A 26441-nucleotide genomic window follows, 5' to 3' on the forward strand; every position below is an offset into this window, starting at 1 on the left:
GGTTGAGGGGCCGTGCTCAAGATGAAGGGGGACTTTGTTGTTCCACGTTTTCCAGAAGAAGCGTCCAGGCTTGCCTCAGGGACAGGACCCATACCCCCCGTATCTTCCGCCCCATGAGGGAACCGAAATGCTTGTGGTCCCCGGTGACAAGAAGGTCCGCCTTGGCTGCCCAGGCGGCCGCCAGAATGGGAGCGTCCTTTGGGGGCAACCCCTCCTTCAGGGCCTGGCGTACCAGGCGGATGGGCGCTTCGGGAACCCGTTCTACCTTGAGGGAGAGTTCTTCCAGGACCCTAAGGGTTTCCGGCCGCTTTAGGGACAGGTTTCTTCGAGCCTCCTCCAGGGCGTGCGCGGAGGTCAGGAGGTGGACTCCTGCCCTTTGCGCCAGGAGGAAGAGGCTTCTGGCCCTTCCCTCCTGCCAGGCTGCGGCGAAGAGGACATTGGCATCCAAAAAGAGGCGCATCAGCGCTCGCCCAAGGCTTTGGCCAGGCGTTCTCTTTCCTCCTGAGTAAGCTGGTCCTGCTCCAGAAACTCTCGGATGCGGGCCTGGGAGTAGATCTCCACGGGATAGACCCCGGCGGGCCGAAGCACGATGGCCCCTTCAGGGGAAAGCTCCACCAGGAAGTAGGCCTCCCCCTCGAGGCCCAAGGCCTTGAGGAGGCGCTTGGGAATGGAAACCTGCCCTTTGCGGCTGAGCTTGGCGAGCTCCATGCCTTTAGCTTACCCGATTTCCCTGAAGTTTGGTTTCCTTACTTTTAGCAAACCGGGAGCTGGGGCTGAGCCATTTTTGGATAGGCCGACGGCCCCCGTTTCAACGGGAAGCCGGAGTTTGCTCCGCCTGATACCTGGCCAGCCAGGCGTTGAGGGAGGCCGGGGAAACCCCGCGGATGGCCTCCACCTTGCCGTTCCACTCCAGGACCACCCCGGCGGTGGGGCTTCCCACCAGCTCGGCCATCTTCCGCGCCGCCTCCGTGTCCTGGCGGGCGTTCACGAACTCGAAGGGGATACCCTTTTGCGCCAGGAACATCTTCACGATTTCGCACGGGCCGCATCCGGGGATGCCGTAGAGCCGCACCATACCCCTCCATGGTACCAGAGGGGCCTGCGTGGTACCCTGGGGGTATGGGGCAAGTGCTGGAAAAGACCCACTATGTTCTACAAGTGGGCTCCAAGGGTCGGGTGGTCCTGCCCGCGGAGGTGCGGGCGGCCCTGGGCCTCCAGGAGGGGGATCGGCTGGTGGCCCGCCTGCGGGAGGACGGCACCCTGGAGCTCTTGAGCTTCCGCGAGGTGGTCCGGCGGGTCCGGGGCCTCTACAAGGACCTGGTCCCCCCCGGGGTGAGCCTGGTGGAGGAGCTCATCCGGGAAAGGCGGGAGGAGGCGAGAAGGGAGGAGGAGTGAAGGCCGTTCTGGATGCCTCGGCCCTTCTGGCCCTTCTCCTGAACGAGCCGGGCGCGGCCCGAGTGGAGGCGGTCTTGGCGGAGGGAGCGGCCATCAGCGCGGTGAACCTGGCGGAGGTGTTCTCCAAGCAGGCGGAGCGGGGCCACGCGCCCGAGGCGGTGCGGGAACGGCTGGTGCGGGAGGGCCTCCTGGGCCAGGTCCTCGAGGTCTTCCCCTTCACCGAGGAGGACGCCCTCGAGGCCGCCCGCCTGCGCCCCCTCATCCGCCCCATGGGCCTTTCCCTGGGGGACCGGGCCTGCCTGGCCCTGGCCCGGCGCCTGGGCCTTCCCGCCCTCACCGCCGATGCCACCTGGGAGGGGCTGGATGTGGGGGTGAAGGTGGAGGTGGTGCGCTGATATCGCCCCACCCGACCTCGTCAGGGCAGGGGCCCCGGTGCAGGGGTGTGTGCGGCTTTTTGAGGGCACGAGAAGCACTTTAGAATGGGCCCCATGCGCCTAGTGGACCGCCACCCCGAGGTGGACCTGGAGAAGCTCCTGGCCCACTTTGTCCCCCCGCCCCGCTTCCGGGGGGCCACCTTCGCCGCCTACCGCCCCGACCCCCGCTACCCTTCCCAGGCCCTGGCCAAGGAGCGCCTGCGACGATGGGTCAAGGACCGCCCCCGGGGCCTCTTCCGCCCGAGGCTCCCCGGGCCCCAGGGGATCTACCTGGACGGGGGCTTCGGGGTGGGGAAGACCCACCTCCTGGTGGCCGCCTACCTGGAAGCCCCCGCGCCTAAGGCCTTCCTCACCTTTGAGGAGCTCACTTACTCCCTGGGCCTCATGGGCCTAAGGGAGGGGGCCAGGCGCTTCGCCGCTTTGCGCTACCTCTTCCTGGACGAGTTCGAGCTGGACGACCCCGGGAACGCCCAGATGATCACCCGCTTCCTGGCCCTCACCATGGAGCGGGGCCTCAGGGTGGCCACCACTTCCAACACCCCGCCCGGGGCCTTGGGGGAGGGGCGGTTCAACGCCGAGCAGTTTAGGCACCAGATCCAAAGCCTGGCCCGGCGCTTCGCCGTGGAGCGCATAGACGGGGAGGACTTCCGCCACCGCGACCCTGGGCGCTACCCCGAACCCCTCTCCGAGGAGGCCCTCCTGGCCCTTTACCGGGAAGACCCCAGGCCCAAGACCCTGGACGCCTTCCCCGAGCTTCTGGCCCACCTGCGCACCCTCCATCCCATCCGCTACCGCTACCTCCTGGAGGGGGTGGAGGCGGTCTACCTCCTGGGCCTCGAGCCTATCCCCGACCAGAACGACGCCCTGCGCTTCGTGCACTTCGTGGACCAAGTGTACAACCTGGGGGTGGACCTCCGGGCCTCGGGGGCGCCCTTGAGGGAGATCTTCCCCGAGAGCTACCGCCACGGGGCCTTCGCCAAAAAGTACGGGCGGGCCCTTTCCCGGCTGGCGGAGCTTTTGGGGTAGCATGGGGGCATGGAGCTCTCAGAAAGGCTCTCGGAGCTGGCCCAGGCCCTTTCCCAGGCCAGCGCGGCGGTGGGGATCCTCGAGGCCATCGAGGAGGTGTTGGACGAGTACCAGGACGGGGAGCTCTCCCTGGAAGAGGCCATGGAGGAGATCCAAGGCCTGGTGGAGGAGTTCCAAGCGGTGCGGGCCCTTTCGGAGATGACCCCGGAGGAGCTTATGGCCCTGGCCGGGGAGGAAGAGGAGGAAGAAGAAGGGGGCTTGAGGTCTTAATGAAGCTCACGGCCATCGTCCTGGACTCGGTGGGCCTTGGGTATCTACCGGATGCCCCTCTTTTCGGGGACGAGGGGGCGGACACCCTGGACCACACCGTTTTGAAGACGGGGGTGGAGCTTCCCCACCTGACGGCCTTGGGCCTGGGGTGGGTTCCTGGGGTCCACACCCTGCCCCGGCCCAAGCCCCAAGGGGCCTTTGGCCGCATGCGGGAGGTGAACCCCGGCAAGGATACCACCACCGGGCACTGGGAGTTCGTGGGGGTGCACCTGGAAAGGCCTTTCCGCACCTACCCCGAGGGCTTTCCCGAGGAGCTCCTTAGGGCGTGGGCGGAGGCCATTGGGGTGGGGGGGTGGCTCCTGAACCGGCCCTACTCCGGCACCGAGGCCATCCGGGACTACGGGGAGGCCCACCTGAAGACGGGGTTTCCCATCGTCTACACCTCCGCGGACAGCGTCTTCCAGGTGGCGGCCCACCTGGAGGTGGTGCCCCTGGAGGCGCTTTACCGGTGGTGCCAGGTGGCCCGGGAAATGCTTTTGGGCGAGCACCAGGTGGCCCGGGTCATCGCCCGGCCCTTCGCCGGGGAGCCCGGGAACTTTTACCGGCGGGAGGATTTGCGGAAGGACTTCGCCTTGGAACCCCCCAGGAATGTTCTGGACCTTCTGAAGGAGGGGGGCCTCGAGGTGGTGGGGGTGGGGAAGATCCCCGACATCTACGCAGGGCGGGGCTTCACCCGGGAGGTGAAGACGGTGGACAACCGCGACGGCCTGGAGAAGACCCTTTCCCTCATGCAAGAGCCCTTCTCCGGCCTCGTCTTCACCAACCTGGTGGACTTTGACGCCAAGTACGGCCACCGCCGGGACCCAGAGGGGTACGCCCGGGCCCTCAAGGAGGTGGACGATTTCCTCCCCCGGCTCCTCGAGGCCCTGGGCCCCGAGGACCACCTCTTTTTGGTCTCCGACCACGGCAACGACCCCACCTTCTTCGGCACCGACCACACAAGGGAGTACGGCATGCTCCTCTGGGTGGGGCCGGGGGTGGAGGGGGATTTGGGTACCCGGGAGAGTTTTGCGGATCTGGGGGCCACCTGGGCCAAGCTTTTTGGGCTTCCCTGGGAGGGCCCTGGAAAAAGCCTCCTTTAGGCCATGCCCTTCACCTGGCGCGACCTCTTGGACATCCTCCTGGTGGCGGTCCTCTTTTACTCCCTCCACCGCCTCCTCTCCGGCACCCGGGCCCTGAACCTGGTGCGGGGGGTTCTGGTCTACCTGGCGGTCTGGTTTTTGGCGAGCCTCCTGGGGCTTTCCACCCTTTCCTGGCTCTTGGGCAACGCCGCTACCCTGGGGGCCTTCGCCCTGATCGTGGTCTTCCAGCCGGAGCTCAGGGGGCTTTTGGAGCGCATCGGTCGGGCGCAGGGGCTCAGGGCGCCTTCCCTGGCCCTGGAGGAGCTGCTTTTGGGCCTTTCCCGGCTTTCCGAACGGCGCTACGGGGCCATCCTGGCCCTGGAGAGGCGCACCCCCCTGGGGGAGTATGCGGCCACGGGGGAGATCCTCGAGGCCCGGCTTTCCGCCAGGCTTCTGCAGACGGTCTTCTACCCCGGCACGCCCCTGCACGACGGCGGGGCCATCCTGCGGGGAGATCGGCTTTTCGCCGCGGGGTGCGTCTTTCCCCTTTCCGAGGCCCAGATGGGCCTGGGCACCCGGCACCGGGCGGCCTTGGGGCTTTCCGAGGTTTCTGATGCCCTGGTGATCGTGGTGAGCGAGGAAACGGGGGCCATAAGGCTGGCGGAGGGGGGAAGGCTTTCCCCGCCCATGAGCCTCGAGGCCCTGAGGGAAAAGCTCAAGGAGGTGCTCCGTGCGTGACTGGGGGAGCTTTCTCCTGGCCCTTTTGGCAGCTGTGGCCGTCTGGTACTCCCTAAGGGAGAGGGCTCCGGTGGTGGAGCGGGCGGTGAGCGTGCCCCTGCAGGTGGTGGGCTTGGGGGAGGAGCGCACGGCGGAAGGGGTGCCCAAGGAGGTGATGTTGCGCTTAAGGGGGCCGGCCCCCCTGGTGGAGGGGGCCAGGCTCCCCGTTTCCGCCTACCTGGACCTCTCCGGGGCGGAGGGGGCCTTTGCCCGGGAGGTGCGGGTGGCTGTGCCCCAGGGGGTAGAGGTCCTGGAGATCCGCCCCGCCCGGGTGGAGGGCCGGGTGGAGGCCATCCTCACCCGCACCCTTCCGGTGGAGGTTCTTTCCCAAGGGGCGTGGGTGGAAACCCAGCCCGCCTTTGTGGAGGCCAAGGGGCCGCGGAGCCAGGTGGAGGAAGCGGTGGCCGCGGTGGGCCTGGACCTGGGAGGGGAGGCGGTGGGCCTCACCGCCTTCGGTCCCCGGGGTCCCCTCCTGGGGGTGGAACTTGCTCCCCAGGAGGTGCGGGTGGTGCAGCGGGAGGCTCCCTTCTTCCGCAAGGAGGTGGCCGTGGTCCTCAGGCCCCCGGTGGGCCTCAAGGTGCTGGACTATGCCCCCAAGACCTTGGAGGTGGTGGGACCCAAAGAGGCCTTGGAAGGGCTAGCCGAGGTAGAGGCCAGGCCCCAAGGGGGCTTTCGCCCAGGGGAGGTCTCGGGTCCTCTTGTCCTTAACCTGCCCCCAGGGGTGAGGGTTCTGGGGGAGGTTTTGGGGAGGGTGCGGCTTGCGCTAGAATAGCAAGGATGATCTACCCCATCCGCCTTTACGGGGACCCGGTGCTGCGCCGGCGGGCGCGGCCGGTGCAAGATTTTTCCGGGATCAAAAAGCTCGCCGAGGACATGCTGGAGACCATGTTTGAGGCCCGGGGGGTGGGCCTGGCCGCGCCCCAGATTGGGCTTTCTGAGCGCCTTTTCGTGGCGGTGGAGTACGCCGATGAGCCCGAGGGGGAGGAAAGGCCTCTCCGCGACCTGGTGCGCCAGGTCTACGTGGTGGCCAACCCGGTGATCACCCACCGGGAAGGGGAGGTGGAGGGGCTGGAAGGGTGCCTCTCCCTCCCTGGCCTCTACGCCGAGGACGTCCCCCGGGCGGAGCGGATCCGGGTGGAATACCAGGACGAGGAGGGGAGGCCCCGCGCCCTGGAGCTGGAGGGGTATATGGCCCGGGTCTTCCAGCACGAGATGGACCACCTGGACGGTATCCTCTTCTTCGAGCGCCTGCCCAAGGCCAAGCGGGAGGCCTTCCTGGAGGAAAACCGGGCGGAGCTGGCCCGGATGCAGAAGGAGGCCAGGGCCCTTTTAAAGGAGCTCTCCCGGGGATGAGGGTGGCCTTTTTCGGCACGCCCGCCTGGGCGGTGCCGGTATTGGATGCCCTGGGCCGCCACCACCAGGTGGTCCTGGTGGTCACCCAGCCGGATAGGCCCAAGGGCCGGGGCCTGAAGCCCGCTCCCAGTCCGGTGGCGGAGTACGCCTTGGCCCACGGGCTTCCCCTTTTGAAGCCCGAACGCCTTAAGGGGAACCGGGAGTTTCTGGAGGCCTTTAAGGCCGCGGCCCCGGAGGTGGCGGTCACCGCCGCTTACGGCAAGATCCTGCCCAAGGAGGTCCTCGAGGTGCCCCCTTGGGGTTTTCTCAACCTCCACCCCTCCCTCCTCCCCAAGTACCGCGGCCCCGCCCCCGTGCAGTGGGCCCTCATCCGGGGGGAGAAGGAAACGGGAGTGGCCATCATGCGGACCGAGGAGGGCCTGGATACCGGGCCCCTCTACGCGGTCTTCCGCACGGAGATCGGCCCCGACGAGGACGCGGTGGCCCTTGCCGAACGCCTTCGGGACAAGGGGATAGAGCTTCTCCTTTGGACCCTGGAAAACCTCCCCCACCTCACCCCCACCCCCCAGGAAGGGGAGGCTTCCTACGCCCCCCTCCTCACCAAGGAGGAGGGGCGCATCCGCTTCGCCGAAAGCGCCCAAGCCATCTACAACCGCCACCGGGGGGTGCAGCCCTGGCCGGGGAGCTACTTCTTCCACGGGGGGAAGCGGGTGAAGGCCCTCAGGATGCGCCCCGAGCCGGGTTCGGGGGAGCCTGGGGTGGTGCTGGGGGTGGACCGGGAGGGGGTCTTGGTGGGCACGGGGGAAGGGCTTATCCGGCTTCTGGAGGTCCAGCCTGAAGGGAAGCGGCCCATGCCCGCCGCCGACTGGGCCCGGGGGTATGGGGTTGTTCCGGGTACGCGGCTGGAATAGGAGCTCTGGGCGGGGTCCTTCCCTTTCCTGTGGCGCCCCAGGTCTCTTGGCTGGGGCCCCCGTCGGGGCGTAAGCCCCGACGGGGTACCTAGAACTCCTCGTCCCACTCCACGATGGTTTCGCTGGTGAGGGTGGTGGCGGATGGCCTTTGGTCTTGGGTGGCGGTTACCTCCCGCCCTCGCTCCCTGAGGAGGCCGAACTGGGCGGCGATGCCCCTTAAGCCCGCCCCGGCAAGGGCCACCACAAAGAAGATGGTGAGCCCCCAGGCCAGGTACGGGATCAGCCCCTGGCCGATGGAGAGGTTGGCCAACCATGCCAGCCAAGGTAGGTTGCCGTAGTCAGCCATTAAGGAGCCAAAGTAAGAGAGCCCTTCTGCCACAATAGGCAGGAAGAGGAAGAGAAAGGCCAGCCCCAGAAGGTTCCAATAGACGTTTCGTCCACCGAAGGTGAGCTGGATGAGGTAAAGAGGGAAGAAGCTGAGGGCCGAGGCCAGCAGGAAGAAGACGGTCCTGGGGATCCCGGCGGTCTGGGCCAGCCAAAGCTTTAGCTGTAGCCAAACGTTGGGGCTTGGCCCTTGGCTGAAACTGTTCCTCAGGGCTTCTAAGGCTTCGTAAACCACCAGTGCGTCCGAGGCCCGGATGCCGGTGGCGGTGGATAGGTGGATGAGGGTCCGCGAGACTTGCTCCGTGAGGACGGGGTCGATTGCAGCAAACACCGGCTCCAGGCCAAGGTGGAACTGCCACGAGGCCCTATCCAGATGAGAACGGCCCGCCTGCGCGTCTCCGCGGCCCAAGGCGGTGATGGCCAAGCCAACGGTGGCTTGGGTTTGGGCGAGGGCTTCTAGGAGCTGGAAGTTGTAGTCGTATCCCAGTTCCAGGGCTTTTTGGCGCACGAGCCGGGCTTGGGTTTCCCCCATCCAGGGGGGGGTGTAGAAGGTTTGGACGTCGTCCGCTGGGGCTTGTGGGGGAGCAAGTTGAGGCGAGGCCATGGGCAGGCCTGCCTGCGGGGAAGGAGCCGTGGGGGCAGGGGAGGCCGGTTTTTGCGCTTCTGGAGGGGAGGAGGGTTGGGCCTCCCGGGGCGGAGGGGATGGGGCGGCAGGGGTTTGGGAGGATGGGGTGGGAGCCAGAGCCTTGCGCCAAGAGGACGCCCTTTCTATGAGTTTCTGTACCTCTGGCCGGAAGCTCTCCCCTCCCGAGACCCGGGCTAGGGCCTGGACAAAGTCTTGGGCCTTCAGGGTGCTTTGCGGGCTATCCTGGATCACCAGGAAGCGGGCGTAGGCCCGGGCCAGGGACAAGTAAGCCTCCGGGCGGGAGGGAGCGGCAAGGGCCCGGCTTAGATCCTCTGCCATGAGCTGGAGGTAGGACGATTCCAGGCGGCGGCGGGCCTCTTCCGGGGAGAGGTTCTGCACCCCCTGGACCTGTGCGGGGTCCAGGCCTGTGGCCCGGGAAAGGCGGGCCAGGTAGGCGGCCTTCTCCCCGCTTGGAGCCTGGAAGAACCCATCGTAAAGGGCTTTACCCACCAGGTGGCGCACCAGGAGAAGGCGGGCCTCGAGGTCCACCCGGCTTTGCTTGAGCACCGCCTGCCGGGTATCCTGCAGGTGCAGGAGGGTGGCGTCGCGCAACACGGGGGGAAGCCCCTCGCTTTCCTGGCGCAGAAGGCTTTGCGCCCGATCCAGGGCAGCCAGAGCCTGGGTGGGGTTTTCCAAGCGCACCTGCCTCAAGGCTTCCTCCAGGCGGTCGTAAACCTGGGGCAGCGGGGCGGCCAAGGCCCAAAGGCCGAGGAACCAGGCTAGGGCTAACCATCGTTTCATCCGCTAACCTCCGCTAAGGATATAAGCCGCCTCAAGGCGTGGAGCAGGCGGCCGATGTTGGCTTCCTTTCTGGCTAGAAGGCCAATGTATCCCTGGGCCAGGGGCCTTAAGGCCACGATTTCCCTCTCCAAAAGGGCATAGAAGACCCCATATCCCTGGCGCCTGAGGAGGGGGTAGGCTAGGTCCAACGGGATAGGCTCCCCAGAAAAAAGCTCCTCCTTGCCGTTTTGGCTGGCCACCACCACTCCCGTCACCCCCTCCAGGCGAGCGAGCCTCCTGGCCAAGTGCTGGCGGGCTAAGGGATCCTCGAGGTCCACAACCTCCAGGGGTGGTTCTTCTTCCTCAGCTTCGGCTGCTTCGGCTTCCGCCACTTGGGAAGCGGCTAGCTCCCTCCATTCCCGTGCCAAGGCCCTGAGCTCCGGAGGCATCTCCCGGAAGGGAAGGAGGCGGCGAAGCTCAGGCCAGAGGGTTTCCTCTAGAAGCTGGGCCCACTCCCCAGGCGAGGTGGGCATCCTCTGGGCCAAGGCCCGCCTCACCAGGTTCTCCGCAGCCCGGGGGGAAACGTACCGGCTTAGAACTTCCAAAAGGTTTTCCTCATTCGCCGCCATAGAGAGCACCCCGGGGCTTGCCAATCTGCCCTTCAAAGTGTACCATAACCTCTGCCCGAGGGATCGGGCAGACGCCGCTGGGGTGTCGTCTAACGGCAGGACAGCGGACTCTGGATCCGCCGGTCGTGGTTCGAGTCCACGCACCCCAGCCAAAACCTGGCCCCATCGACTAGTGGTTAGGTCACCGCCCTTTCAAGGCGGCGGCGGGGGTTCGAGTCCCCCTGGGGTCACCAAACGCAGTCCGAGCCGCGCATGGCCCCATCGTCTAGAGGCCTAGGACACGGCCCTCTCAAGGCCGAGACGGGGGTTCGAATCCCCCTGGGGTCACCAGATGCGGCTCGGATTGCCTTTATGCCCGGGCCGGATTTCCCTTGACGGATGCCCCGGGCTTGGGGGAAACTGGATGGGCTATACCCCCACTGGGTATGTGGGGGTGTAACCTGGACGGAGGAGGAGGGATCCATGGAGTTCACCCTCACGGGGCTTGCGGGAAGCGGGGAAAAGGAGGAGCGGTACGACGTGGTCATCATCGGCGGGGGGCCTGCGGGCCTCACCGCGGGGATTTACGCCGGACGGGCCCAACTTAAGACCGTCATCCTGGAAAAAGGCCTTCCCGGGGGGCAGATCGCCCAGACCGACGAGGTGGAAAACTACCCGGGCTTCCCCGAGGGCATCTCCGGGCCGGAGCTGGCCAGCCGCATGGTCCAGCAGGCGGAGAAGTTCGGGGCCAGGATCGTCATGGACGAGGTGCTGGGCCTCGAGGTGCAGGATGGGGGTTTCCTGGTGCGGGGGTTTGAGCGCTCCTACTTCGGGCGCGCGGTCATCATCGCCACAGGGGCCAACCCCAGGAGGCTGGGGGTGCCCGGAGAGGAGAAGTTCTACGGCCGGGGGGTTTCCACCTGCGCCACCTGTGACGGCTTCTTCTACCGGGACAAGGAGGTGGTGGTGGTGGGCGGCGGGGATGCGGCCGTGGAGGAAGGGCTTTTCCTCACCAAGTTCGCCCGCAAGGTCACCCTGGTCCACCGCCGGGACGAGCTCAGGGCCAACAAGGTGGCCCAGGCCCGGGCTTTCCAAAACCCCAAGATGCACTTCCTCTTCTCCCATATCGTCACCGAGGTCCTGGGGGAGGAGCAGGTCACGGGGGTGCGCCTGAAGAACCTCAAGACCGGGGAGGAGTACGTCTACCCCACGGATGGAGTCTTCGTCTTCATCGGCCACGAGCCCAACACTGCCTTCCTCAAGGGGGTGGTGGAGCTCAGGCCGGACGGCTACGTGGCCGTGCAGGACGAGGTCTTCACCTCGGTACCCGGCATCTTCGCCGCCGGGGATGTGGCCGACCCCATCTACCGCCAGCTCACCACCAGCGTGGGAGCGGGCACCCGGGCGGCCATGATGGCGGAGCGCTACCTGGCGGAGGCGCATGAGGCGGTAAAGCCCTAGGCGTTTGGGGCAGTGCGCCTGTCCTTTCTCTTAGGCTTCCTCTGGCTGGGGGTGTTCTTGGGGAATCTGGGCCAAGCCCAGACCCTTTACCTGCCCCTGGACGACCGCCCCCCCAACTGGGCCCCCTGTGCCTGGGGCCTGGTGCTCTGCCCCCCCAAGGAGGCCTACCGGGGGCCTGAGGGGGCGGACCTTTCCCGCCTAAGGGCCTGGCTCCTGGCCACCCCGGGGGAGCGCCTGGTGGCCAGCTTGGACGCCCTGGCCTACGGGGGGCTCCTCCAGAGCCGCCACCTCCCCCTTCCCCCCGAGGACGCCCTGGCCCGCCTTGGCCCCCTCCTCTCTTGGAAGGTGCGTTATGGGGGCGAACTCCTCCTCTTCGGGGTGGTGCCCCGCTGGGACGCCACCCGAAGGGGGCGGAACCTGGAGGTTCTCGGGCGCCTCGCCCCTTGGGCCTCCCTGGCGGGGGTCCACCTGGAGGCGGTGTGGGACGACGCGGTGCGGGGCTCCCCCGCCCCCCGGGAGGCCCAGGGCCTCCCCTACCCTAGCCGCCCCGGGGCGGACGAGGCGGGGCAGGTTCTCCTCCTCAGGGCCCTGCGGCCGGGCCTAAGGGTGGCGGTGGCCTACGAGGAGGCGGCCTTGGCCGAGAGGGCCACCCCTTACGAGGGCGTCCCCTTGCGGGAAACGGTGGCGGGGCTTTTGCGGAGCGCTGGGGCGCGGGAGGTGGCCTTGGGGGAGGGACCGGACCTGGCCCTCTACGCCTACGGGGGGCGGAACCCCAGGAGGGCCATCCAAGACCTTCTCCACCTCATGCCCCGCTTTCCCGTGGCCCTGGCGGACCTTTCCCGGGTGAACCGGGGGGATCCCGGCCTTATGGCCTACCTTCAAGGCTTAGGGCTTTACGGGCGGCTTGCCGCCTATGCCGCCTGGGGTACCCCCGCCAACAACCTGGGGAGCGCCCTGGCCCAGGGGGGGCTTTCCCTGACGGACCAGGAGGGGCGGCTTAAGTGCCTGGCCGAGGCCTACTTTGCCTACTGGTGGGGGGAGGTGGGCCGCCCTTGGGTGCGCTCCCGCTTTTCCGAACCCTTGCCGGAGGGGGCCTCGGCGGTGAAGGCGCTTTGGCCCTATCTGGAGTTGGAAGGACACCGGGTGGATCTTTTGCGGGTGGAGTTTCCTTGGGGGCGTTCCTTTGAGGCCTGGGGTTTTCTGGAGGCCCTGCCGCTTTCCCGAGGGCCTAAGGTGGTAAAGTGAACCCAACATGACCCCTGAGGCGTTGGAGCTAAGGCGCCTGGAAGCCTTGGTCCAGGCCTGGCGCCTGCTGGCGCCTCTGGAGCGCCCGGAGGAGGTTTACCGTACGGTGGTGGAGACGGCAAAGGCCTCTACCCGGGCAGTTTCCGTCCTCCTCTTCCTTTACCGGCCGCAGGAGGAAGCCTTGGAGCTGGTGGCTGCTGCGGGGCTAAACCGGGACAAGGTGGGGCTGCGTTTACCCCGCAACCAGGGCATCTCCTGGGAGGTCTTGCGCAAGGGGGAACCGGTATACCTGGCCGATGTCAGCCGGGACCCGCGGGTGGTCTTCCTGTCGGGCAAGCGCCAACCAGGGGCCTACCTTGGGGTGCCCTTGCGGGATGCAGGGGGGAGGATCCTTGGGGTCCTGTCCATGGATACCACCGGGGGTGTGGGTGAGATCCGTCCGGAGGAACGCTTCTGGATCCAAGCCTTGGCGGAGGCGGCGGGGGTGGTGCTCTCCCGCATTGAGGCCTTGGAGCGCGCCCGGGCGGAAGCGGAGCGGGCCCAGGCCCTTTTGGACCTCTCCCTGGCCCTGGAGAGCGCCCGGGAGCCCTTTACCATGGCCCAGGAGGCCCTGGACACCCTCCTCCGCCTCACCCCCTACCACGCGGGGGCGCTCTACCTCTTCCAAGAGGGGACGGTGCGCCCAGCGGTGATTTCCGGGCGCTACCCTTCAGGGTTTCCCCGGCTTTACGAGGAGCACCCCATCCGCTTCGGGGAAGGGCTTTTGGGCCACCCCCGGCTTTGGGAAGGGCCGGTGTACGTGGAGGACTACGCCCGCTTCCCAGGGGCCTTGAAGCCTTTTGCAGAAAGCGGCCTCAAGTCGGCCCTTTTGGTTCCCCTGAAGCCGGAGGGGCGGCGGTACGGGGTGCTGGCCCTGGGTTCCTTCGGCGAAGGGGTACCCTACCGGCCGGAGGACGAAGGGGTCTTGAAGCTGGTGGCCAAGCGGCTGGAGGAGGCTCTAGAGAGGCTTTTTGCCCTCCACACGCTTCGGGCTACGCGCGAGGCTGCCCTCAAGGCCCTCTCCCGGGTCCTAGAGTACACCTCGAGACCAAGGGGCACACCGACCGGGTGGCGGAGCTTTCCGTGCGGCTGGGGCAGGCCTTGGGCTTTCCGGACCTCGAGGGCCTCCGCCTGGGCGCCTACTTCCACGACCTGGGCAAGCTGGCCTTGCCCGACGAGATCCTGCGCAAGCCCGCAGCCCTTTCCACCGGGGAGTGGCGGGTGGTGAAGACCCACCCGGAGGTGGGCTTGGAGATCCTGAAAAGCCTCCCCTTCCTGCCCCAGGCGGCCCTCCACGTGGTCCTCTACCACCACGAGCGCTGGGACGGCTCGGGCTACCCTCGGGGGCTTAAGGGGGAGGAGATCCCCCTCGAGGCCCGCATCTTCGCCGTGGTGGACGTATACGATGCCCTTCTCTCCGAGCGCCCCTACAAGCGGGCCTGGACCCCAGAGGAAGCGAAAAAGGAGCTCCGGGCCCAGGCGGGCAGGAGCCTGGACCCGGAGGTGGTGGAAGCCTTTTTGGGTTTGCTGGAGGATGGATAGCCCTCCTGGAAGGTCCGCCTTCACTCCACGGTGACGCTCTTGGCCAGATTGCGGGGCTGGTCCACGTCCCGCCCCAGGAGGACGGCGATCTCGTAGGCCAGAAGCTGCAGGGGCACCACGCTCACCATGGGGGCCAGAAGGGGGTGGACCTCCGGCACGTGGAATACATCCTGGGCCAGCTTCCCAATTTCCATATCCCCCTCGGTGGCGATGGCGATCACCTTGCCGCCCCGGGCCCGCACCTCCTGGATGTTGGAGAGGGTCTTCTCGTAAAGGGGGCCCTTCGTGGCCAGGACCACCACGGGCAGGTGCTCGTCGATGAGGGCGATGGGCCCGTGCTTCATCTCCCCGGCGGGGTAGGCCTCCGCGTGGATGTAGCTGATCTCCTTGAGCTTCAAGGCCCCTTCATAGGCGGTGGGGGCCTGCACGTGCCGCCCTAGGAAGAGGAAGTCCTGGGCCTGGTGGTACTTCTCGGCGATGTGGGCGATGAGGGGGCGCTTTTCCAGGACTTCCTCCACCAACCGGGGGAGCTTGCGCATCTCCTTAAGGAGGCGCTGGGCTTCCTCCTTGCTGAGGATCCCTCTCCTTCGGCCAAAGTGGACCGCCAGCATGGCCATGGCGGCCAGCATGGCCATGTAGGCCTTGGTGGAGGCCACCCCGATCTCGGGTCCCGCGTGGATGTAGAGGACGTCCTCCACCTCCCGGGTGATGCTACTGCCCTTGGCGTTGATGACCCCGAGGGTCCGCGCCCCCTTGCGCTTGGCCTCGCGCACGCCCTCCAGGGTGTCGATGGTCTCCCCTGACTGGCTGATGGCGATGGCCAGGGTCCTTTCGTCCACCACGGGATCGCGGTAGCGGTACTCGCTGGCCACGTCCCACTCCGTGGGGATGCGGGCCAGGGCCTCCAGGAGGTACTTGCCGTACCAGCCCGCGTAGGCGGCGGTGCCGCAGGCGATCACGTGGATGCGGTCGATGGCCTTGGGGTCCAGGCTGAGCCCCAGGTCCACGTCCCCCTCTTCCTCCCGCAGGCGGCCCCCCAGGGTGTTTTCCAGGACCCAGGGCTGCTCGTAGATCTCCTTGAGCATGTAGTGGGGGAAACCCCCCTTCTCGGCGGCCTCGAGGGTCCAATCGATCTCCACGGCTTCCCGCTCGAGGGGGTTGCCCTGAAGGTCGGTGACCTCCACCCCTTCCCGGGTGATCCGGGCCAGGTCCCCATCGTGGAGGAAGACCATCCGGCGGGTGTAGGGCAAGAGGGCGGGCACGTCCGAGGCCAGGAAGTTCTCCCCCTCCCCTAGGCCGATGACCAGGGGGCTCACCGTGCGGGCGGCCACGATCTCCTGGTGGTCCTCGTGGGCCACCACCACCGCGTAGGCCCCCCGCACCTCCTTTAGGGCCTCCTTCAGGGCTTGGAAAAGGTCGCCTTGGTACTTCTCCTCTATGAGGTGGGCCAGGACCTCGCTGTCGGTTTCCGAGGTGAAGCGGTGCCCCCGGGCCTTCAAGGCTTCTTTGAGCTCCAGGTAGTTCTCGATGATGCCGTTGTGGATCACGGCGATCCGGCCGTCCTCCGTGGTGTGGGGGTGGGCGTTGGGGTCGGTGGGGGCCCCGTGGGTGGCCCAGCGGGTGTGGCCGATGCCCAAAGGCCCCTCCAGGTGCTCCTCCTTGAGGGCGCTTTCCAGAGCGGCAAGCTTCCCCGAGCGCTTCACCACCCTAAGCCCCGCCGGGGTCCTCACCGCCACCCCGGCGGAGTCGTACCCCCGGTACTCCAGCCTCCTAAGGCCATCTATGAGCACATCCGTGGCGTTCCGGAAACCGATGTAGCCTACAATCCCACACATAGCGCATCCTTGTGGGTGGCCAGGCGCTAGGCCACCCCCCTTTTCCCCGTTGTTTCGCCCTGCCCCGCAGTTGTCCCCGGAAGGCGTCTTCCTTAGGGCTTTCCCTTGGGGCTTTTCGCAGGCGGGCGGGGCGGGCACACCCCGGGCGGCATCCGCGGATTCCTCGATCTTTCCCGGTTTCCCGGTTATCCCCTTGATCGGGGTCCGCCACCTCGTCAGGCCCCTTTGGGGCCCCCTGCGCTTCCCGCCTTCCTAAGTCTGGCTAGGATTTTTCCTGCCTTCCCACCTCCCCTCCGGGGGAGTATAGCAAACCTTAAGGCCGGGGATGCTTGACAAGGCCCGGGTGAGGCTTTTATGATACCAGCGGGCGCAAGGTGAAATTTCTCGGCGAGAGGCCACGCCCTGCGTCCCGGAAAGCACCCTTTGGGGAGGAAACGCGGCAACTCGCTCAAAAGGTGCTTCCGAAACCCTAAAGGGGGTGTAAGGAAGTATGAAGAAAAGGCTAGTGATGCTACTGGCGGGGCTTTTGACCGTGCTCTCCATGGGCTTCGGTCTAGCCCAGTTCTCCGATGTGCCCGCCGGGCACTGGGCCAAGGAGGCGGTGGAGGCCCTGGCGGCCAAGGGGATCATCGTGGGCTTCCCCGACGGCACCTACCGGGGCAACGAGACCCTCACCCGTTACCAGGCGGCCCTCATCATCTACCGCCTCCTGCAGCAGATTGAGGAGGAGCTGAAGGCCAAGGGCGAGTCCCCCACCTTGGAGGCCATGTCCCCCGAGGACATTGAGGCCCTGAAGAACGCCGTTCAGGAGCTGGCCGCCGAGCTGGCCGCCTTGGGCGTGCGGGTCTCCGCCCTCGAGGACAGCGCCGCCACCAAGGAGGACATCGCCCGCCTCGAGGCCCTGATCGAGGAGCTGAAGGCCCAGCCCATGCCCGAGCCCGGCATGGACCAGGCCGCCCTGCAGGACCTGGCCGACCGGGTGGAGGCTGCCTCCATCGCCGCCGACACCGCCTTGGCCCAGGCCCAGCAGCTGGCGGAGCAGCTGGAGGCCCTGGCCCAGGACGTGGAGGGGGTGAAGGGCGACCTGGCCGCCTTGCAGACCCAGGTGGAGGCCAACGCCCAGGCCATCCAGGCCCTCAACGAGCTGGCCGTCCTCCTGAACCAGGACGTGCTGGCCCTGCAGGACCGGGTGACCGCCCTGGAGAAGGGCCTGGCCGACCTCCAGGGGATCAACTTCGAGGAGTTCGCCTCCAAGGAGGACGTGGCCGCGGTGCAGGAGTTCGCCGCCGCCCTGCGCTCCGACCTGGTGGGCCTCTCCGAGAAGGTGAGCGCCCTCGAGGGGCGGGTGGCGGAGCTGGCCCGGGTGCAGTACAGCATCTCCGGCAGCCTCACCGCCACCTACGGGATGGTGACCCTGCAGGGGAGCAACTTCGACATCGACCGCCTCTTTGGCACGCCCTTCAGCACAGGGGTGTTTGGTGCTAGCCAGGTGGACTCCAGCGTACAGCTGGAGGACGTGGCCTCCCGTAACCTAACCAGCGGCGCGGCCACCCTGACCTTCGGGGTCAAGAACACCGCCCCCGCGGCCACGGGGGTGGCGGTCAGCGAGGCCAGCGCCACCCTGGGGGTGGCCATTTACGGGTCCACCTTTACGGCCACTCCTGCCCTTCGGCTTGATGCAGCTAGCGTCCGGGGCACCGTGGACGGCCAGGCCTTCACCGTGGCCTACAGCCGGGCCGCCAGCTCCTTCCGCTTCAACGACTACCTCTTCGTGAATAATAGTGACCCCGCTGGGCGGGAGACCCGCCAGGGTGTGGTGGCTGACGTTGACCTCAACAAACTTCCTCTCTCCCCCAAGGTGACCGTGGTGGCGGGGGTGAGTGATAGCACGGATAATGGCGGTACGGGTGGAAACCTCCAGGGAAATTACTTCGGCATCCGGGTGGCCACCAAGCCCTTTGCCGGGCTGGACTTGGCCCTGAGCTACGCGGCCAACGATGGCGGTGCTCCTCAGCCCAACCCCGTGCGTTCTGCCCTGGGGCTGGACGGCAGCCTGAAACTGGGCGACTTCTCCGTGAGGGGCCTCTTCGTCACCTCCAAGACTACCAACATCGGCAACTACTTCCAGGATTACTTTGACCCGGCTGTGGCCGACTGGGCCTACTACGTGCAGGCTGAGGCCAAGCTGGGCCCCTTGGGCCTGAAGGCCAACTACCGGGCCATCGACCCTGACTACGCGAACGGCGTGGCGGGGATGTCGGGTAGTCACGTGGCCTACTATGGCGGTGTTGCGGGCAAACAGTCCCCTGCTCCTTACCCGGCTGACGAGCGCGGTCTAGGGGCCAATCTCTCCGCCAACCTGGGCCCGGTAACTGTGGAGGTCAAGGGCGACAGCTACAACACCTACAACGCTCCTGCGGGCAACTTCACCACCGACCTGGGGGCCGCGGCTACCCTGGGCCTGCCCATGGCCTTCAGCCTGCGGGTGGCCTACGACACCAGCTTTAACAACGGGGCCAGCTACTTCGACCTCAGCAACCAGGCCTCCTCTACAGTCACGGGCACCCTGAGCCACGACGGCGGGGCCAAGGAGGCTCTGGTCAAGGACCTCAACCTCACCCTGCAGGGCACCTACGACACCATTGGCCAGACCTTTGGCCTCGCCGCCTACGGCACTTACAAGCTGGCCCTGGGGCCCCTCAGCCTGGACACCATTCTCTTCCGCTACGCCGATCCCAATACCGGCACCTCTGGCAACGAGACCCTCAAGGGCGGTCTCAAGGCCTCCGTGGACCTGGGTGGCCTCCTGCCCCTTAAGCCTAAGGTCCTGGGCGAGGTGGCAGCCCGGCAGACCGGCGGCGCCGGCGGTACTGAGGAGCTGAAGTGGAGCGCAGGCCTCTCCCTGGGCGAGTTCCTCTTCCCGGGCTCCAGCCTCGAGGCCCGCTACGCCCAGTACCGGGCGGCCAACGTGGCCAGCATGGCCGTGGGCGTGAACGACCATGCTTTCGCCGCCGATAAAGACGGGATTTACTCCGGTTCCGGTGGTGCCAGCGGTACCCTCTCGGGCTTCAACGTCACCTGGCGCTACTACGACTTCCGCGTGGACTACGGGGAGTACCTGCTGGAGCGCACCGCTCCCGCTCCTGCGGCTACCGACCGCGCCCGCACCTTCCGCGTGACCTACACCGTGCGCTTCTAGGCTGGAAGGCAACGAGGGCCCCCGTCCCGAGGCGGGGGCTCTTTTTTCCTCTCTCCGGGCGCCCTACACTAGGAAGGATGACTTTCCGCTACCTTGGCCCCGAGCCCAAGGGGGACCAGCCCAAGGCCATTCGCGAGCTGGTGGAGGCCTTAAGGGATGGGGAGCGCTACGTTACCCTCCTGGGGGCCACGGGCACGGGGAAGACGGTGACCATGGCCAAGGTGATCGAGGCCCTGGGGCGGCCTGCCCTGGTCCTAGCCCCCAACAAGATCCTGGCGGCGCAGCTGGCCGCGGAGTTCCGGGAGCTCTTCCCGGAAAACGCCGTGGAGTACTTCATCAGCTACTACGACTACTACCAGCCCGAGGCTTACGTGCCGGGGAAGGACCTCTACATCGAGAAGGACGCCAGCATTAACCCGGAGATCGAGCGCCTCCGCCACTCCACCACCCGTAGCCTCCTCACCCGGCGGGACGTGATCGTGGTGGCCTCGGTTTCCGCCATCTACGGCCTGGGGGACCCCCGGGAGTACCGGCAGAGGAACCTGGTGGTGGAAAAGGGACAGGTCTACCCCCGGGAGGCCCTCCTGGAGCGCCTTTTGGAGCTGGGCTACGAGCGGAACGAGATTGACCTGGCCCCAGGCCGCTTCCGGGCCAAGGGGGAGGTGCTGGAAATCTTCCCCGCCTACGACACCGAGCCCATCCGGGTGGAGCTATGGGGGGACGAGGTGGAGCGCATCCTGCAGGTGCACCCCATCACGGGGGAGAGGCTTAGGGAGCTTCCCGGCTTCGTCCTCTTTCCCGCCACCCACTACCTTTCCCCGGAGGGGCTGGAGGAGATCCTGAAGGAGATCGAGAAAGAGCTATGGGAACGGGTCCGCTACTTTGAGGAAAGGGGGGAGGTGCTCTACGCCCAGCGCCTCAAGGAGCGCACCCTCTACGACTTGGAGATGCTAAGGGTCATGGGCACCTGCCCGGGGGTGGAGAACTACGCCCGCTACTTCACGGGCAAGGCCCCGGGGGAGCCCCCTTATACCCTTCTCGACTACTTCCCCGAGGACTTCCTGGTCTTCCTGGACGAGTCCCACGTGACCGTGCCCCAGCTCCAGGGCATGTACCGGGGGGACTACGCCCGCAAAAAGACCCTGGTGGACTATGGCTTCCGCCTGCCCAGCGCTTTGGACAACCGCCCCTTGCGCTTCGAGGAGTTTTTGGAGCGGGTTTCCCAGGTGGTCTTCGTCTCCGCCACCCCGGGGCCCTTTGAGCTTGCGCATTCGGGGCGCATCGTGGAGCAGATCATCCGCCCCACGGGGCTTCTGGACCCTTTGGTGGTGGTGAAGCCCACGGAGAACCAGATCCTGGACCTCATGGAGGGCATCCGGGAAAGGGCGAAGCGGGGGGAGCGCACCTTGGTCACGGTGCTCACGGTGCGCATGGCGGAGGAGCTCACCGCCTTCTTGGTGGAGCACGGCATCCGCGCCCGCTACCTGCACCACGAGCTGGACGCCTTTGAGCGCCAGGCTCTGATCCGCGACCTGCGCCTGGGGCATTTTGACGCCCTGGTGGGCATCAACCTCCTGCGGGAAGGGCTCGACCTCCCCGAGGTTTCCCTGGTGGCCATCCTGGACGCGGACAAGACGGGCTTCCTAAGGAGCGAAAGGAGCCTCATCCAGACCATCGGCCGGGCGGCGAGGAACGCTAGGGGGGAGGTTTGGCTTTACGCTGACCAGGTTTCCGAGGCCATGGAGCGGGCCATCCGGGAGACGAACCGGAGAAGGGCGCTGCAGGAGGCCTACAACCGGGAGCACGGCATCGTCCCGGAGACGGTGCGGAAGGAGGTGCGGGCCATCATCCGCCCCGAGGGGTACGAGGAAGCCCCCCTGCCCGAGCCTGCCAGCGAGGACCTCAAGGAGCGGATCGCCGAGCTGGAGCTGGCCATGTGGCAGGCGGCGGAAGAACTGGACTTTGAACGGGCGGCGAGGCTAAGGGACGAGCTCAGGGCCCTCGAGGCCCGCCTGCAGGGGCTCGAAGCCCCCGAACCCGTGCCGGGAAGCCGCCGGAAGCGGCGCCGCCGCTAAGTACCCCGTCGTGGCTTGCGCCAAGACGGGGCCCCAAAGAGGCGATAAGCAAGCCGCTTTGGCCGATGGGAAAACCTTTGTGCGCGGGGGCTTAGGCCAAAAGGAGCACCGGGTTTTCCAGGTACAGGGCCACCCGCTCCAGGAGCTTTTTGGCCACGGGGCCTTCCAGCCCGGAGGCGGCGAGCACCCCCTCCTGGTAGAGGAAAAGGCTCGGACGGCCGGAGTGCACCTCCTCCTCCCCCGCGAAGCAAAGAAGCCCCTCCCCTTCCTCCCCCTCCTGCTGGTGGAAGAGGGCGAGGAAGCCACCCATGGGCCTTACGCCCCGCACCTCCTTCCCTGCCGCCTGTCCCAGGAGGGGCCTTAAGGGAAGCTCCAGCTCCGCCAGGGCCTTCTCCGCCGCCTTCAGCAAGAAGGGAAGGGGGTTATGGGGCACCCCGTGGGCTTGGTGGAAGGCTTCCAAGGCTGCCTCCAGCCTCCCGGGGTCAAACCGCAGGCGCTGCACCCGCAAGGGGAAGGGAGCAGGGCCCGGGGTGGCGGTGAGGCCCGGGGCCGGGCTGGGTGGGGGGACGGGGGCAACCGGGGGCGGGGGTTCTGGGGGAGGGGGTGCTTCCTCCAGGGCCTCGAGGGGTTCCGGGGAAGGGGCTTCCTGGGTTTCGCTGAGGAGGAGATCTTCCTCCAGTTCCAGTTCCTCCGGTTCAGGGGGAAGCATTGCCTCCTCGGCGGGAAGGAGGAGCTCCTCAAGTTCCTCCTCCGCGGGCTCGGGAGGAAGGGTTTCCTCTTCCTCCGGCCCGGAGGGGGAAGGGGCTTGGTCTTCCCGGGCGGGCTCCTCGGCCAGGAGGAGGTCCTCCTCCAGGTCTAGGTCCAGGTCCTCCAGGAGGGCGGGCTCGAGGTCCAGCTCCTCCTCCGCCACCTCCTCCACCGCCAAGGTGGGGGCCTTGGGGGTTTCGGGGAGGACGTCTTCCAGATCCACGCCCTCCCGGCTCAGGACCTCCTGTACCCGTTTCAGTTCCTCTTCCGGGGGAAGGGGCGGGGCTTCCTCGGGCATGGGGGGCAGGTCCACCTCCCCGGCCATCACCTTGGCCAGGAAGGCCAGGATGTCCCGCTCCACGATGGTGCCATCGGGGCCGGTCCCCTGGAGCCTGCGCCAGTCTATGCCGTTTTCCTCGGCAAGACGCCGGGCCAAGGGCGTGATCTTGGGTTCGGCCATCTTGGCCCTATGATAACAAAGTGGAAGCCGCTTTCGCTCAACTCCTGGTGGAGTACTGCCTCGAGGCCCAGGAAGGGGAGACCATTTTGGTGGAGACAGAGGTCCCGGCTTTGCCCCTCCTGCCCCATTTGAAACGGGCCTTCCTGAAACGGGGGGCCTACCCTGTTTTCCGCATAGGCTACCCCGGAGAGGGGCGGGATTTCCTCCTCTATGGGGGGGCTTGGCTGGAGAGGATACCGGAGGTGGAGCGCGCTCTTTATGAGAAAGCGGACAAGTTCCTGCGCATCCTTTCCGCGGAAAACCCCCTGGAGGGAGCCTCCCTGGACCCCGGGCTTTCGCTAAGGCACCAGCGGGCCTGGCGGCCCCTGGCCGAACTCCGCTTGAAAAAGCGCTGGACCCTCACCCTTTACCCCACGGTGGGCTACGCGGTGGGGGCGGGTATGGGGACGGAGGAGTTCCGGGAGTACCTTAAGGGGGCGTTATTCCTGGACCGGGAGGACCCGGTGGGCGCTTGGCGGGCCCTTTCCCGCTTCCAGGAGGCCTTGATCGGGAGGCTTTCCCAGGGGCGGGAGCTCCGCCTCCTGGCCCCGGGCACGGACCTGAGGCTTTCCGTGGCGGGGAGACGGTGGATCAACTCCGATGGCCGGCGCAACATGCCCTCGGGGGAGGTGTTCACCGGGCCCCTCGAGGATTCCGCCGAGGGGGAGGTGCGCTTCAACCTCCCCGCCTTCGTGGGGGGCAGGCGGGTGGAGGGGGTTTACCTGCGCTTCCAGGGGGGCGAGGTGGTGGAGGCCCGGGCGGAGGTGGGGGAGGAATACCTGCTGGCGGCCCTGGCCACGGATGAGGGGGCCAGGCGGCTCGGCGAGATAGGGATCGGCACCAACTTCGGCCTCACCCGGCCCACCGGCCTCATCCTCCTGGACGAGAAGATGGGGGGCACGGTGCACCTGGCCCTGGGCCGGAGCTACCCGGAGACCGGGGGCAAAAACGAGAGCGCCCTCCACTGGGACCTGGTCCTCTCCTTGGCGGAAGGGGCCCTCCTCCTGGACGGAAAGCCCTTGGTGGAGGAAGGGCGGTTCGTGGGGCTTCCCGAGCCTTACCCTGCCTAGAGGTCCTTGCGCTCGAAGACCAAAGCCGCCAGGAAGGCAAAGCCCAAGGTGTAGATGAGGAGGAGGGGCAGGCCGAGCCCCGCCACGCTGGGCCTTAAGTGAAGGTCCAAGTAGGTGGTGAGGAGGAAGGGGGTAAGGGGGGGGAAGGCCACCAGAAGGCGCATGAGAAGCAGGGTGGCCACCGCCGCCAGGGCGCTGGCCGTGGTGGAGAGGAAGACCGTGGCGTAGAGGAGGGCCAAGGCGGCGAGGGGCAAGAGGACGATCCCCGCCAGGAGGTGGGCGGAAAGGAGCTGGCCAAGGGCCTCTTGGGCGCTCAGAAAGCCTACCCCGGCGAACCCTCCTGCCCCAAGCCCCGTGCCCCCGTAGAACCCTCCTAGCCCGTGGGGCAGGCCCGCCAGAAGGCTTCCCAGGAAGCTTACCCCCAGGAGGACGAAGGGATATAGGAGGGCAGAGAAGAGCTTGGCCAGGATCAGCCGGGTCCGGGGGAGGGGGTGGAGGAGGAGGCTTTTCAAGGTGCCTTGGCTCACCTCACTGCCCAGGGATTCGCTGGCCGCCATCACCACCAGAAAGGGAAAGAGGAACTCCATCCCCGCCATCAGGCTTAGGGAAACCACCTGCCAGCCCGAGACCAGGACCAGGCCGTACACCTCCTTAAGCCCCGGGGCCAGGGCCCAGAGGAAGGGGAGGAGGAAGGCGGCCAGAAGGCCAAGGCCCACGGAACGGAGGCGGAAGAGCTTGTAGAGCTCAAAGACGAAGAGCCTAAGCATGCTTCACCCTCTCCTGGTAGTAGGCCATGAGGTCAAAGCGCTGGGGTCCCAGGGCCTGCACCCGGTAGCCCTCCTTGAGGAGGGCTTGCAGGACCACTTCGGGGCTCCCCTCAAAGAGGATGGCCCCGCCCTGCATCCGGGCCGAGGCCACCTGGGGAAGGGTCTTCAGGAGGGCCAAGGCGCCTTCCAGGGGGTGGGCCTCGAGGCGGAAGACCTCCCGTCCCTCCAGGACCACCTCGTCCAGAAGCCTGCCCCCTCCCAGGATGCCCACCTTGTGGGCGTAGGCGCTCACCTCCTGCAGGTGGTGGGTGGAAAGGAGGACCGCCACCCCCTCCCGGGCCAGCTCCTGCAGGAGGCCGTGGACCAGCTCCACCCCTTCGGGGTCGAGGCCGCTGGTGGGCTCGTCCAGGACCAGGACCCTGGGCCGGTGGAGGATGGCCGCCGCCAGGCCCAGGCGCTGGCGCTGGCCCAGGGAATAGCTTCCCACCTTCTGGTCGGCCACGGCGAGGAGCCTTAAGCGAGCCAGTACCTCCGTGATTCGGCCTTCCTCCTTCACCCCGGCCAGATAGGCCCGCATCCTGAGGTTCTCCCGGCCCGTGAGGTAGGGATAGAAGGCGGCCGGAGCCTCCACCACCGCCCCCAGGTGGCGCCGGGCCTGGGGGGTTTGGTGCACGTCCTCCCCCAGGAGGAGGGCCCTTCCCTCGCTGGGAAAGGCCAGGCCGGTGACCAGGCGTATAAGGGTAGTCTTGCCCGAGCCGTTGGGTCCTGCCAGGGCGTAGACCTCCCCGGGGCGCACAGAGAGGTTTATCTTCTCCAGGATGGGCTTGCGCCCGTAGCGCTTGCCCAGGCCCTCTAGCCTCAGGGCTTCCATGGGTGCTATACTACCCAAGCCCCCGGTCCAGCGCGACGGTCCGGGCGCGAACCGGGTCAGGTCCGGAAGGAAGCAGCCCTAAGCGCCATGGGTCGGGTGCCGCTGGGGCGCCGGGGGCAGTTATCCACAAGGTTATCCACAGGCAAAAGAACCCATGGATAGTGGATCCAGAAGCAAAAAGGGCCTTGGGGACGAGGTTTTTTCTCACTGCCTTTCCTTGGCTTGGATGCGGACCACACCCTTTTCCACAAGCCGGGCCACCTCCTCCGGCGTATAGCCTGCTTCCCTCAGCACCGCCTCCGTGTGCTCCCCCAAAAGGGGTGGGGGAAGGGAGGGGCCTGCGGGCGTTCGGGACAGGAAGCGCAAGGGGCTCGCCAGGGTGGGAAGGGCGCCCAAGAGGGGGTGGCTAAGGGTCCAGACCGCTTCCCGGGCCTGGGCCTGGGGGTCCTGGAAGGCCTCGGCCAGGTTGTTCACGGGGGCGGCGGGAATGCCCGCCTCCTTGAACCTTTCCAGCCAGTATCCGCGGGGGCGGGTCTTGAGGGCGGCGGAAACCGCCTCCACCACCTCCCTGCGGTGTTCCACCCTCTGGGCGTTTTGCGGGAAGCGCTCCCAAAGCCCGGGCAGCTCCAGCACCTGGCAGAGCCGCCGGAACTGCTCGTCGTTGCCCACCGCCAGCACCAGCCAGCCGTCCGCCGCGGGGAAGGCCCCGTAGGGCACGATCTGGGCGTGGGCGTTGCCCAAGCGTCCCGGGGGCCTACCCGTGAGGAGGTAGCTCTCCCCCAGGTTCGCCAGGGCAAAGAGGCCCACGTCGAAGAGGGAGAGGTCGATGTGCTGCCCCAAGCCGCTTCGCTCCCGCTCGTACAGGGCGGCCAGGACTGCCACCGCCCCCATCATCCCCGTCATCACGTCGATCCAGGCCACCCCCACCTTCATGGGGGGGCCTTCCGGTTCCCCGGTCACGGACATGATGCCGGTGTAGCCCTGTAAGGCGGCGTCATACCCCGGTTCCTGGGCCCTCGGGCCCGTGTGGCCGAAGCCGGTGATGGAGAGGTAGACCAGGCGGGGGTTAAGCTCCCGCAGGCTTTCGTAGTCCAGGCGGTACCGCTTGAGGTCCCCGGTTTTGAAGTTCTCCACCAGCACGTCGGCCCTTTGGGCCAGCTTCCGCACCGCCTCCTGGCCCTCGAGGGCCTTGAGGTCCAGGGCCAGGCTCTTTTTACCCCGGTTGACGGAGAGGAAGTAGGCGCTTTCCCCCTTGGCAAAGGGGGGGCCCCAGCCCCGGGTCTCGTCCCCCCAGGGGGGTTCCACCTTGATCACCTCCGCTCCCAGGTCGGCCAGGATCATGGTGCAAAGGGGCCCGGCCAGCACCCGGGAGAGGTCCAGGACCTTGATGCCGGAAAGGGGCCTCAT

General features: G+C 67.1%; 24 protein-coding genes, 3 tRNA genes, 1 other RNA gene and 1 pseudogene. 19 read left to right on the forward strand and 10 right to left on the reverse strand.

All coding sequences use genetic code 11. The features are described from left to right. Nucleotides 1–16: 16 nt before the first annotated feature. The 3 genes from L1087_RS05755 to L1087_RS05765 form a co-directional block, all read right to left on the reverse strand. Nucleotides 17–460, reverse strand: a complete 444-nt coding sequence (locus tag L1087_RS05755; RefSeq protein ID WP_234558035.1) for a PIN domain-containing protein — start codon at nt 458–460, stop codon at nt 17–19. Beyond that, on the reverse strand, nt 460–708 hold the full coding sequence (locus L1087_RS05760) for an AbrB/MazE/SpoVT family DNA-binding domain-containing protein (protein ID WP_038040993.1): 249 nt from the start codon (nt 706–708) through the stop codon (nt 460–462). The genes L1087_RS05755 and L1087_RS05760 overlap by 1 nt, the downstream gene beginning before the upstream one ends. Before the next feature lie 100 nt (nt 709–808). Next, nucleotides 809–1075 carry a glutaredoxin family protein gene (locus tag L1087_RS05765; protein WP_234558037.1) on the reverse strand — a complete coding sequence of 89 codons (267 nt, stop codon included), beginning with the start codon at nt 1073–1075 and terminating at the stop codon, nt 809–811. Between the two features lie 44 nt (nt 1076–1119). On the opposite strand from L1087_RS05765, the gene L1087_RS05770 reads away from it, so the two are divergent. The 9 genes from L1087_RS05770 to fmt all read left to right on the forward strand — a co-directional run bounded on the left by L1087_RS05770 (nt 1120) and on the right by fmt (nt 7287). Further along, nucleotides 1120–1395, forward strand: a complete 276-nt coding sequence (locus L1087_RS05770; protein WP_135343582.1) for an AbrB/MazE/SpoVT family DNA-binding domain-containing protein — start codon at nt 1120–1122, stop codon at nt 1393–1395. Beyond that, on the forward strand, nt 1392–1790 hold the full coding sequence (locus tag L1087_RS05775) for a type II toxin-antitoxin system VapC family toxin (protein WP_234558038.1): 399 nt from the start codon (nt 1392–1394) through the stop codon (nt 1788–1790). The genes L1087_RS05770 and L1087_RS05775 overlap by 4 nt, the downstream gene beginning before the upstream one ends. 93 nt (nt 1791–1883) lie before the next feature. Then, the gene (gene zapE / locus L1087_RS05780) at nt 1884–2855 is read left to right on the forward strand and encodes a cell division protein ZapE (protein ID WP_234558039.1); all 972 of its coding nucleotides are present in this window, start codon (nt 1884–1886) and stop codon (nt 2853–2855) included. A gap of 9 nt (nt 2856–2864) precedes the next feature. Beyond that, on the forward strand, nt 2865–3125 hold the full coding sequence (locus L1087_RS05785) for a hypothetical protein (protein WP_038040989.1): 261 nt from the start codon (nt 2865–2867) through the stop codon (nt 3123–3125). Beyond that, a complete protein-coding gene (locus L1087_RS05790) occupies nt 3125–4267 on the forward strand; it encodes a phosphopentomutase (protein ID WP_038040988.1) in 1143 nt (380 codons plus the stop codon). Before L1087_RS05785 ends, L1087_RS05790 begins: the two co-directional genes overlap by 1 nt. Nucleotides 4268–4270: 3 nt before the next feature. Continuing rightward, nucleotides 4271–4984: a diadenylate cyclase CdaA gene (gene cdaA, locus L1087_RS05795; protein WP_038048411.1), complete on the forward strand. Its 714-nt coding sequence runs from the start codon at nt 4271–4273 to the stop codon at nt 4982–4984. After that, nucleotides 4977–5795 carry a CdaR family protein gene (locus tag L1087_RS05800; protein ID WP_234558040.1) on the forward strand — a complete coding sequence of 273 codons (819 nt, stop codon included), beginning with the start codon at nt 4977–4979 and terminating at the stop codon, nt 5793–5795. The genes cdaA and L1087_RS05800 overlap by 8 nt, the downstream gene beginning before the upstream one ends. A 5-nt stretch (nt 5796–5800) precedes the next feature. Beyond that, nucleotides 5801–6376 carry a peptide deformylase gene (gene def / locus L1087_RS05805; protein WP_234558041.1) on the forward strand — a complete coding sequence of 192 codons (576 nt, stop codon included), beginning with the start codon at nt 5801–5803 and terminating at the stop codon, nt 6374–6376. Then, entirely contained in the window at nt 6373–7287 is a 915-nt protein-coding gene (fmt, locus tag L1087_RS05810) for a methionyl-tRNA formyltransferase (protein WP_234558042.1), read from the forward strand. Before def ends, fmt begins: the two co-directional genes overlap by 4 nt. A gap of 88 nt (nt 7288–7375) precedes the next feature. On the opposite strand, the gene L1087_RS05815 is transcribed toward fmt, so the two are convergent. Together L1087_RS05815 and L1087_RS05820 are read right to left on the reverse strand one after the other, a co-directional pair. After that, nucleotides 7376–9097 (reverse strand): hypothetical protein, encoded by a 1722-nt coding sequence (locus tag L1087_RS05815; RefSeq protein WP_234558043.1) that lies wholly within the window; start codon nt 9095–9097, stop codon nt 7376–7378. After that, a complete protein-coding gene (locus L1087_RS05820) occupies nt 9094–9705 on the reverse strand; it encodes a hypothetical protein (RefSeq protein ID WP_051906156.1) in 612 nt (203 codons plus the stop codon). Before L1087_RS05820 ends, L1087_RS05815 begins: the two co-directional genes overlap by 4 nt. A gap of 78 nt (nt 9706–9783) precedes the next feature. On the opposite strand from L1087_RS05820, the gene L1087_RS05825 reads away from it, so the two are divergent. From L1087_RS05825 to L1087_RS05850, 6 genes and pseudogenes are all read left to right on the forward strand, one after another. Continuing rightward, nucleotides 9784–9857 (forward strand) — tRNA-Gln (locus tag L1087_RS05825). Nucleotides 9858–9863: 6 nt separating this feature from the next. Continuing rightward, nucleotides 9864–9938: transfer RNA gene (locus L1087_RS05830), tRNA-Glu, on the forward strand. A gap of 21 nt (nt 9939–9959) precedes the next feature. Beyond that, nucleotides 9960–10035 (forward strand) — tRNA-Glu (locus tag L1087_RS05835). Between the two features lie 132 nt (nt 10036–10167). Further along, complete coding sequence (gene trxB / locus L1087_RS05840) at nt 10168–11145, forward strand: thioredoxin-disulfide reductase (protein ID WP_135260620.1); 978 nt, start codon at nt 10168–10170, stop codon at nt 11143–11145. A 12-nt stretch (nt 11146–11157) separates the two neighbouring features. Then, a complete protein-coding gene (locus tag L1087_RS05845) occupies nt 11158–12390 on the forward strand; it encodes a DUF4127 family protein (protein WP_234558044.1) in 1233 nt (410 codons plus the stop codon). A 7-nt stretch (nt 12391–12397) separates the two neighbouring features. After that, nucleotides 12398–13971: pseudogene (locus L1087_RS05850) on the forward strand (HD domain-containing phosphohydrolase). 20 nt (nt 13972–13991) lie between these two features. Here L1087_RS05850 and glmS read toward each other — a convergent pair. Then, on the reverse strand, nt 13992–15806 hold the full coding sequence (glmS, locus tag L1087_RS05855) for a glutamine--fructose-6-phosphate transaminase (isomerizing) (protein WP_234558045.1): 1815 nt from the start codon (nt 15804–15806) through the stop codon (nt 13992–13994). A gap of 490 nt (nt 15807–16296) precedes the next feature. Here glmS and L1087_RS05860 point away from each other — a divergent pair, with 490 nt between their 5' ends. After that, nucleotides 16297–19005: an S-layer homology domain-containing protein gene (locus L1087_RS05860; RefSeq protein ID WP_234558046.1), complete on the forward strand. Its 2709-nt coding sequence runs from the start codon at nt 16297–16299 to the stop codon at nt 19003–19005. Between the two features lie 77 nt (nt 19006–19082). After that, a complete protein-coding gene (gene uvrB, locus L1087_RS05865) occupies nt 19083–21080 on the forward strand; it encodes an excinuclease ABC subunit UvrB (protein ID WP_234558047.1) in 1998 nt (665 codons plus the stop codon). Between the two features lie 91 nt (nt 21081–21171). On the opposite strand, the gene L1087_RS05870 is transcribed toward uvrB, so the two are convergent. After that, complete coding sequence (locus tag L1087_RS05870) at nt 21172–22287, reverse strand: E3 binding domain-containing protein (RefSeq protein WP_234558049.1); 1116 nt, start codon at nt 22285–22287, stop codon at nt 21172–21174. Nucleotides 22288–22307: 20 nt separating this feature from the next. On the opposite strand from L1087_RS05870, the gene L1087_RS05875 reads away from it, so the two are divergent. Continuing rightward, nucleotides 22308–23396, forward strand: a complete 1089-nt coding sequence (locus L1087_RS05875; RefSeq protein ID WP_234558050.1) for an aminopeptidase — start codon at nt 22308–22310, stop codon at nt 23394–23396. Here the strand turns inward: L1087_RS05875 and L1087_RS05880 are convergent. Together L1087_RS05880 and L1087_RS05885 are read right to left on the reverse strand one after the other, a co-directional pair. Beyond that, on the reverse strand, nt 23393–24163 hold the full coding sequence (locus tag L1087_RS05880; protein WP_234558051.1) for an ABC transporter permease: 771 nt from the start codon (nt 24161–24163) through the stop codon (nt 23393–23395). The genes L1087_RS05875 and L1087_RS05880 overlap by 4 nt on opposite strands. After that, nucleotides 24156–25034: an ABC transporter ATP-binding protein gene (locus tag L1087_RS05885; protein ID WP_038040973.1), complete on the reverse strand. Its 879-nt coding sequence runs from the start codon at nt 25032–25034 to the stop codon at nt 24156–24158. Before L1087_RS05885 ends, L1087_RS05880 begins: the two co-directional genes overlap by 8 nt. Before the next feature lie 19 nt (nt 25035–25053). Here L1087_RS05885 and ffs point away from each other — a divergent pair. Next, nucleotides 25054–25154, forward strand: an RNA gene (gene ffs / locus L1087_RS05890) — signal recognition particle sRNA small type. Nucleotides 25155–25238: 84 nt separating this feature from the next. On the opposite strand, the gene L1087_RS05895 is transcribed toward ffs, so the two are convergent. Continuing rightward, entirely contained in the window at nt 25239–26441 is a 1203-nt protein-coding gene (locus L1087_RS05895) for a CaiB/BaiF CoA transferase family protein (protein ID WP_234558052.1), read from the reverse strand.

The organism is Thermus tengchongensis (assembly GCF_021462405.1).
Taxonomy (GTDB): domain Bacteria; phylum Deinococcota; class Deinococci; order Deinococcales; family Thermaceae; genus Thermus; species Thermus tengchongensis.

Coding starts and splice junctions, on each gene's coding strand:
- L1087_RS05755 (WP_234558035.1), bottom strand. CDS start 460: ATGCGCCTCTTTTTGGATGCCAATGTCCTCTTCGCCGCAGCCTGGCAG.
- L1087_RS05760 (WP_038040993.1), bottom strand. CDS start 708: ATGGAGCTCGCCAAGCTCAGCCGCAAAGGGCAGGTTTCCATTCCCAAG.
- L1087_RS05765 (WP_234558037.1), bottom strand. CDS start 1,075: ATGGTGCGGCTCTACGGCATCCCCGGATGCGGCCCGTGCGAAATCGTG.
- L1087_RS05770 (WP_135343582.1), top strand. CDS start 1,120: ATGGGGCAAGTGCTGGAAAAGACCCACTATGTTCTACAAGTGGGCTCC.
- zapE (WP_234558039.1), top strand. CDS start 1,884: ATGCGCCTAGTGGACCGCCACCCCGAGGTGGACCTGGAGAAGCTCCTG.
- L1087_RS05785 (WP_038040989.1), top strand. CDS start 2,865: ATGGAGCTCTCAGAAAGGCTCTCGGAGCTGGCCCAGGCCCTTTCCCAG.
- L1087_RS05790 (WP_038040988.1), top strand. CDS start 3,125: ATGAAGCTCACGGCCATCGTCCTGGACTCGGTGGGCCTTGGGTATCTA.
- cdaA (WP_038048411.1), top strand. CDS start 4,271: ATGCCCTTCACCTGGCGCGACCTCTTGGACATCCTCCTGGTGGCGGTC.
- def (WP_234558041.1), top strand. CDS start 5,801: ATGATCTACCCCATCCGCCTTTACGGGGACCCGGTGCTGCGCCGGCGG.
- fmt (WP_234558042.1), top strand. CDS start 6,373: ATGAGGGTGGCCTTTTTCGGCACGCCCGCCTGGGCGGTGCCGGTATTG.
- L1087_RS05815 (WP_234558043.1), bottom strand. CDS start 9,097: ATGAAACGATGGTTAGCCCTAGCCTGGTTCCTCGGCCTTTGGGCCTTG.
- L1087_RS05820 (WP_051906156.1), bottom strand. CDS start 9,705: ATGGCGGCGAATGAGGAAAACCTTTTGGAAGTTCTAAGCCGGTACGTT.
- trxB (WP_135260620.1), top strand. CDS start 10,168: ATGGAGTTCACCCTCACGGGGCTTGCGGGAAGCGGGGAAAAGGAGGAG.
- glmS (WP_234558045.1), bottom strand. CDS start 15,806: ATGTGTGGGATTGTAGGCTACATCGGTTTCCGGAACGCCACGGATGTG.
- L1087_RS05860 (WP_234558046.1), top strand. CDS start 16,297: ATGAAGAAAAGGCTAGTGATGCTACTGGCGGGGCTTTTGACCGTGCTC.
- uvrB (WP_234558047.1), top strand. CDS start 19,083: ATGACTTTCCGCTACCTTGGCCCCGAGCCCAAGGGGGACCAGCCCAAG.
- L1087_RS05870 (WP_234558049.1), bottom strand. CDS start 22,287: ATGGCCGAACCCAAGATCACGCCCTTGGCCCGGCGTCTTGCCGAGGAA.
- L1087_RS05880 (WP_234558051.1), bottom strand. CDS start 24,163: ATGCTTAGGCTCTTCGTCTTTGAGCTCTACAAGCTCTTCCGCCTCCGT.
- L1087_RS05885 (WP_038040973.1), bottom strand. CDS start 25,034: ATGGAAGCCCTGAGGCTAGAGGGCCTGGGCAAGCGCTACGGGCGCAAG.
- L1087_RS05895 (WP_234558052.1), bottom strand. CDS start 26,441: ATGAGGCCCCTTTCCGGCATCAAGGTCCTGGACCTCTCCCGGGTGCTG.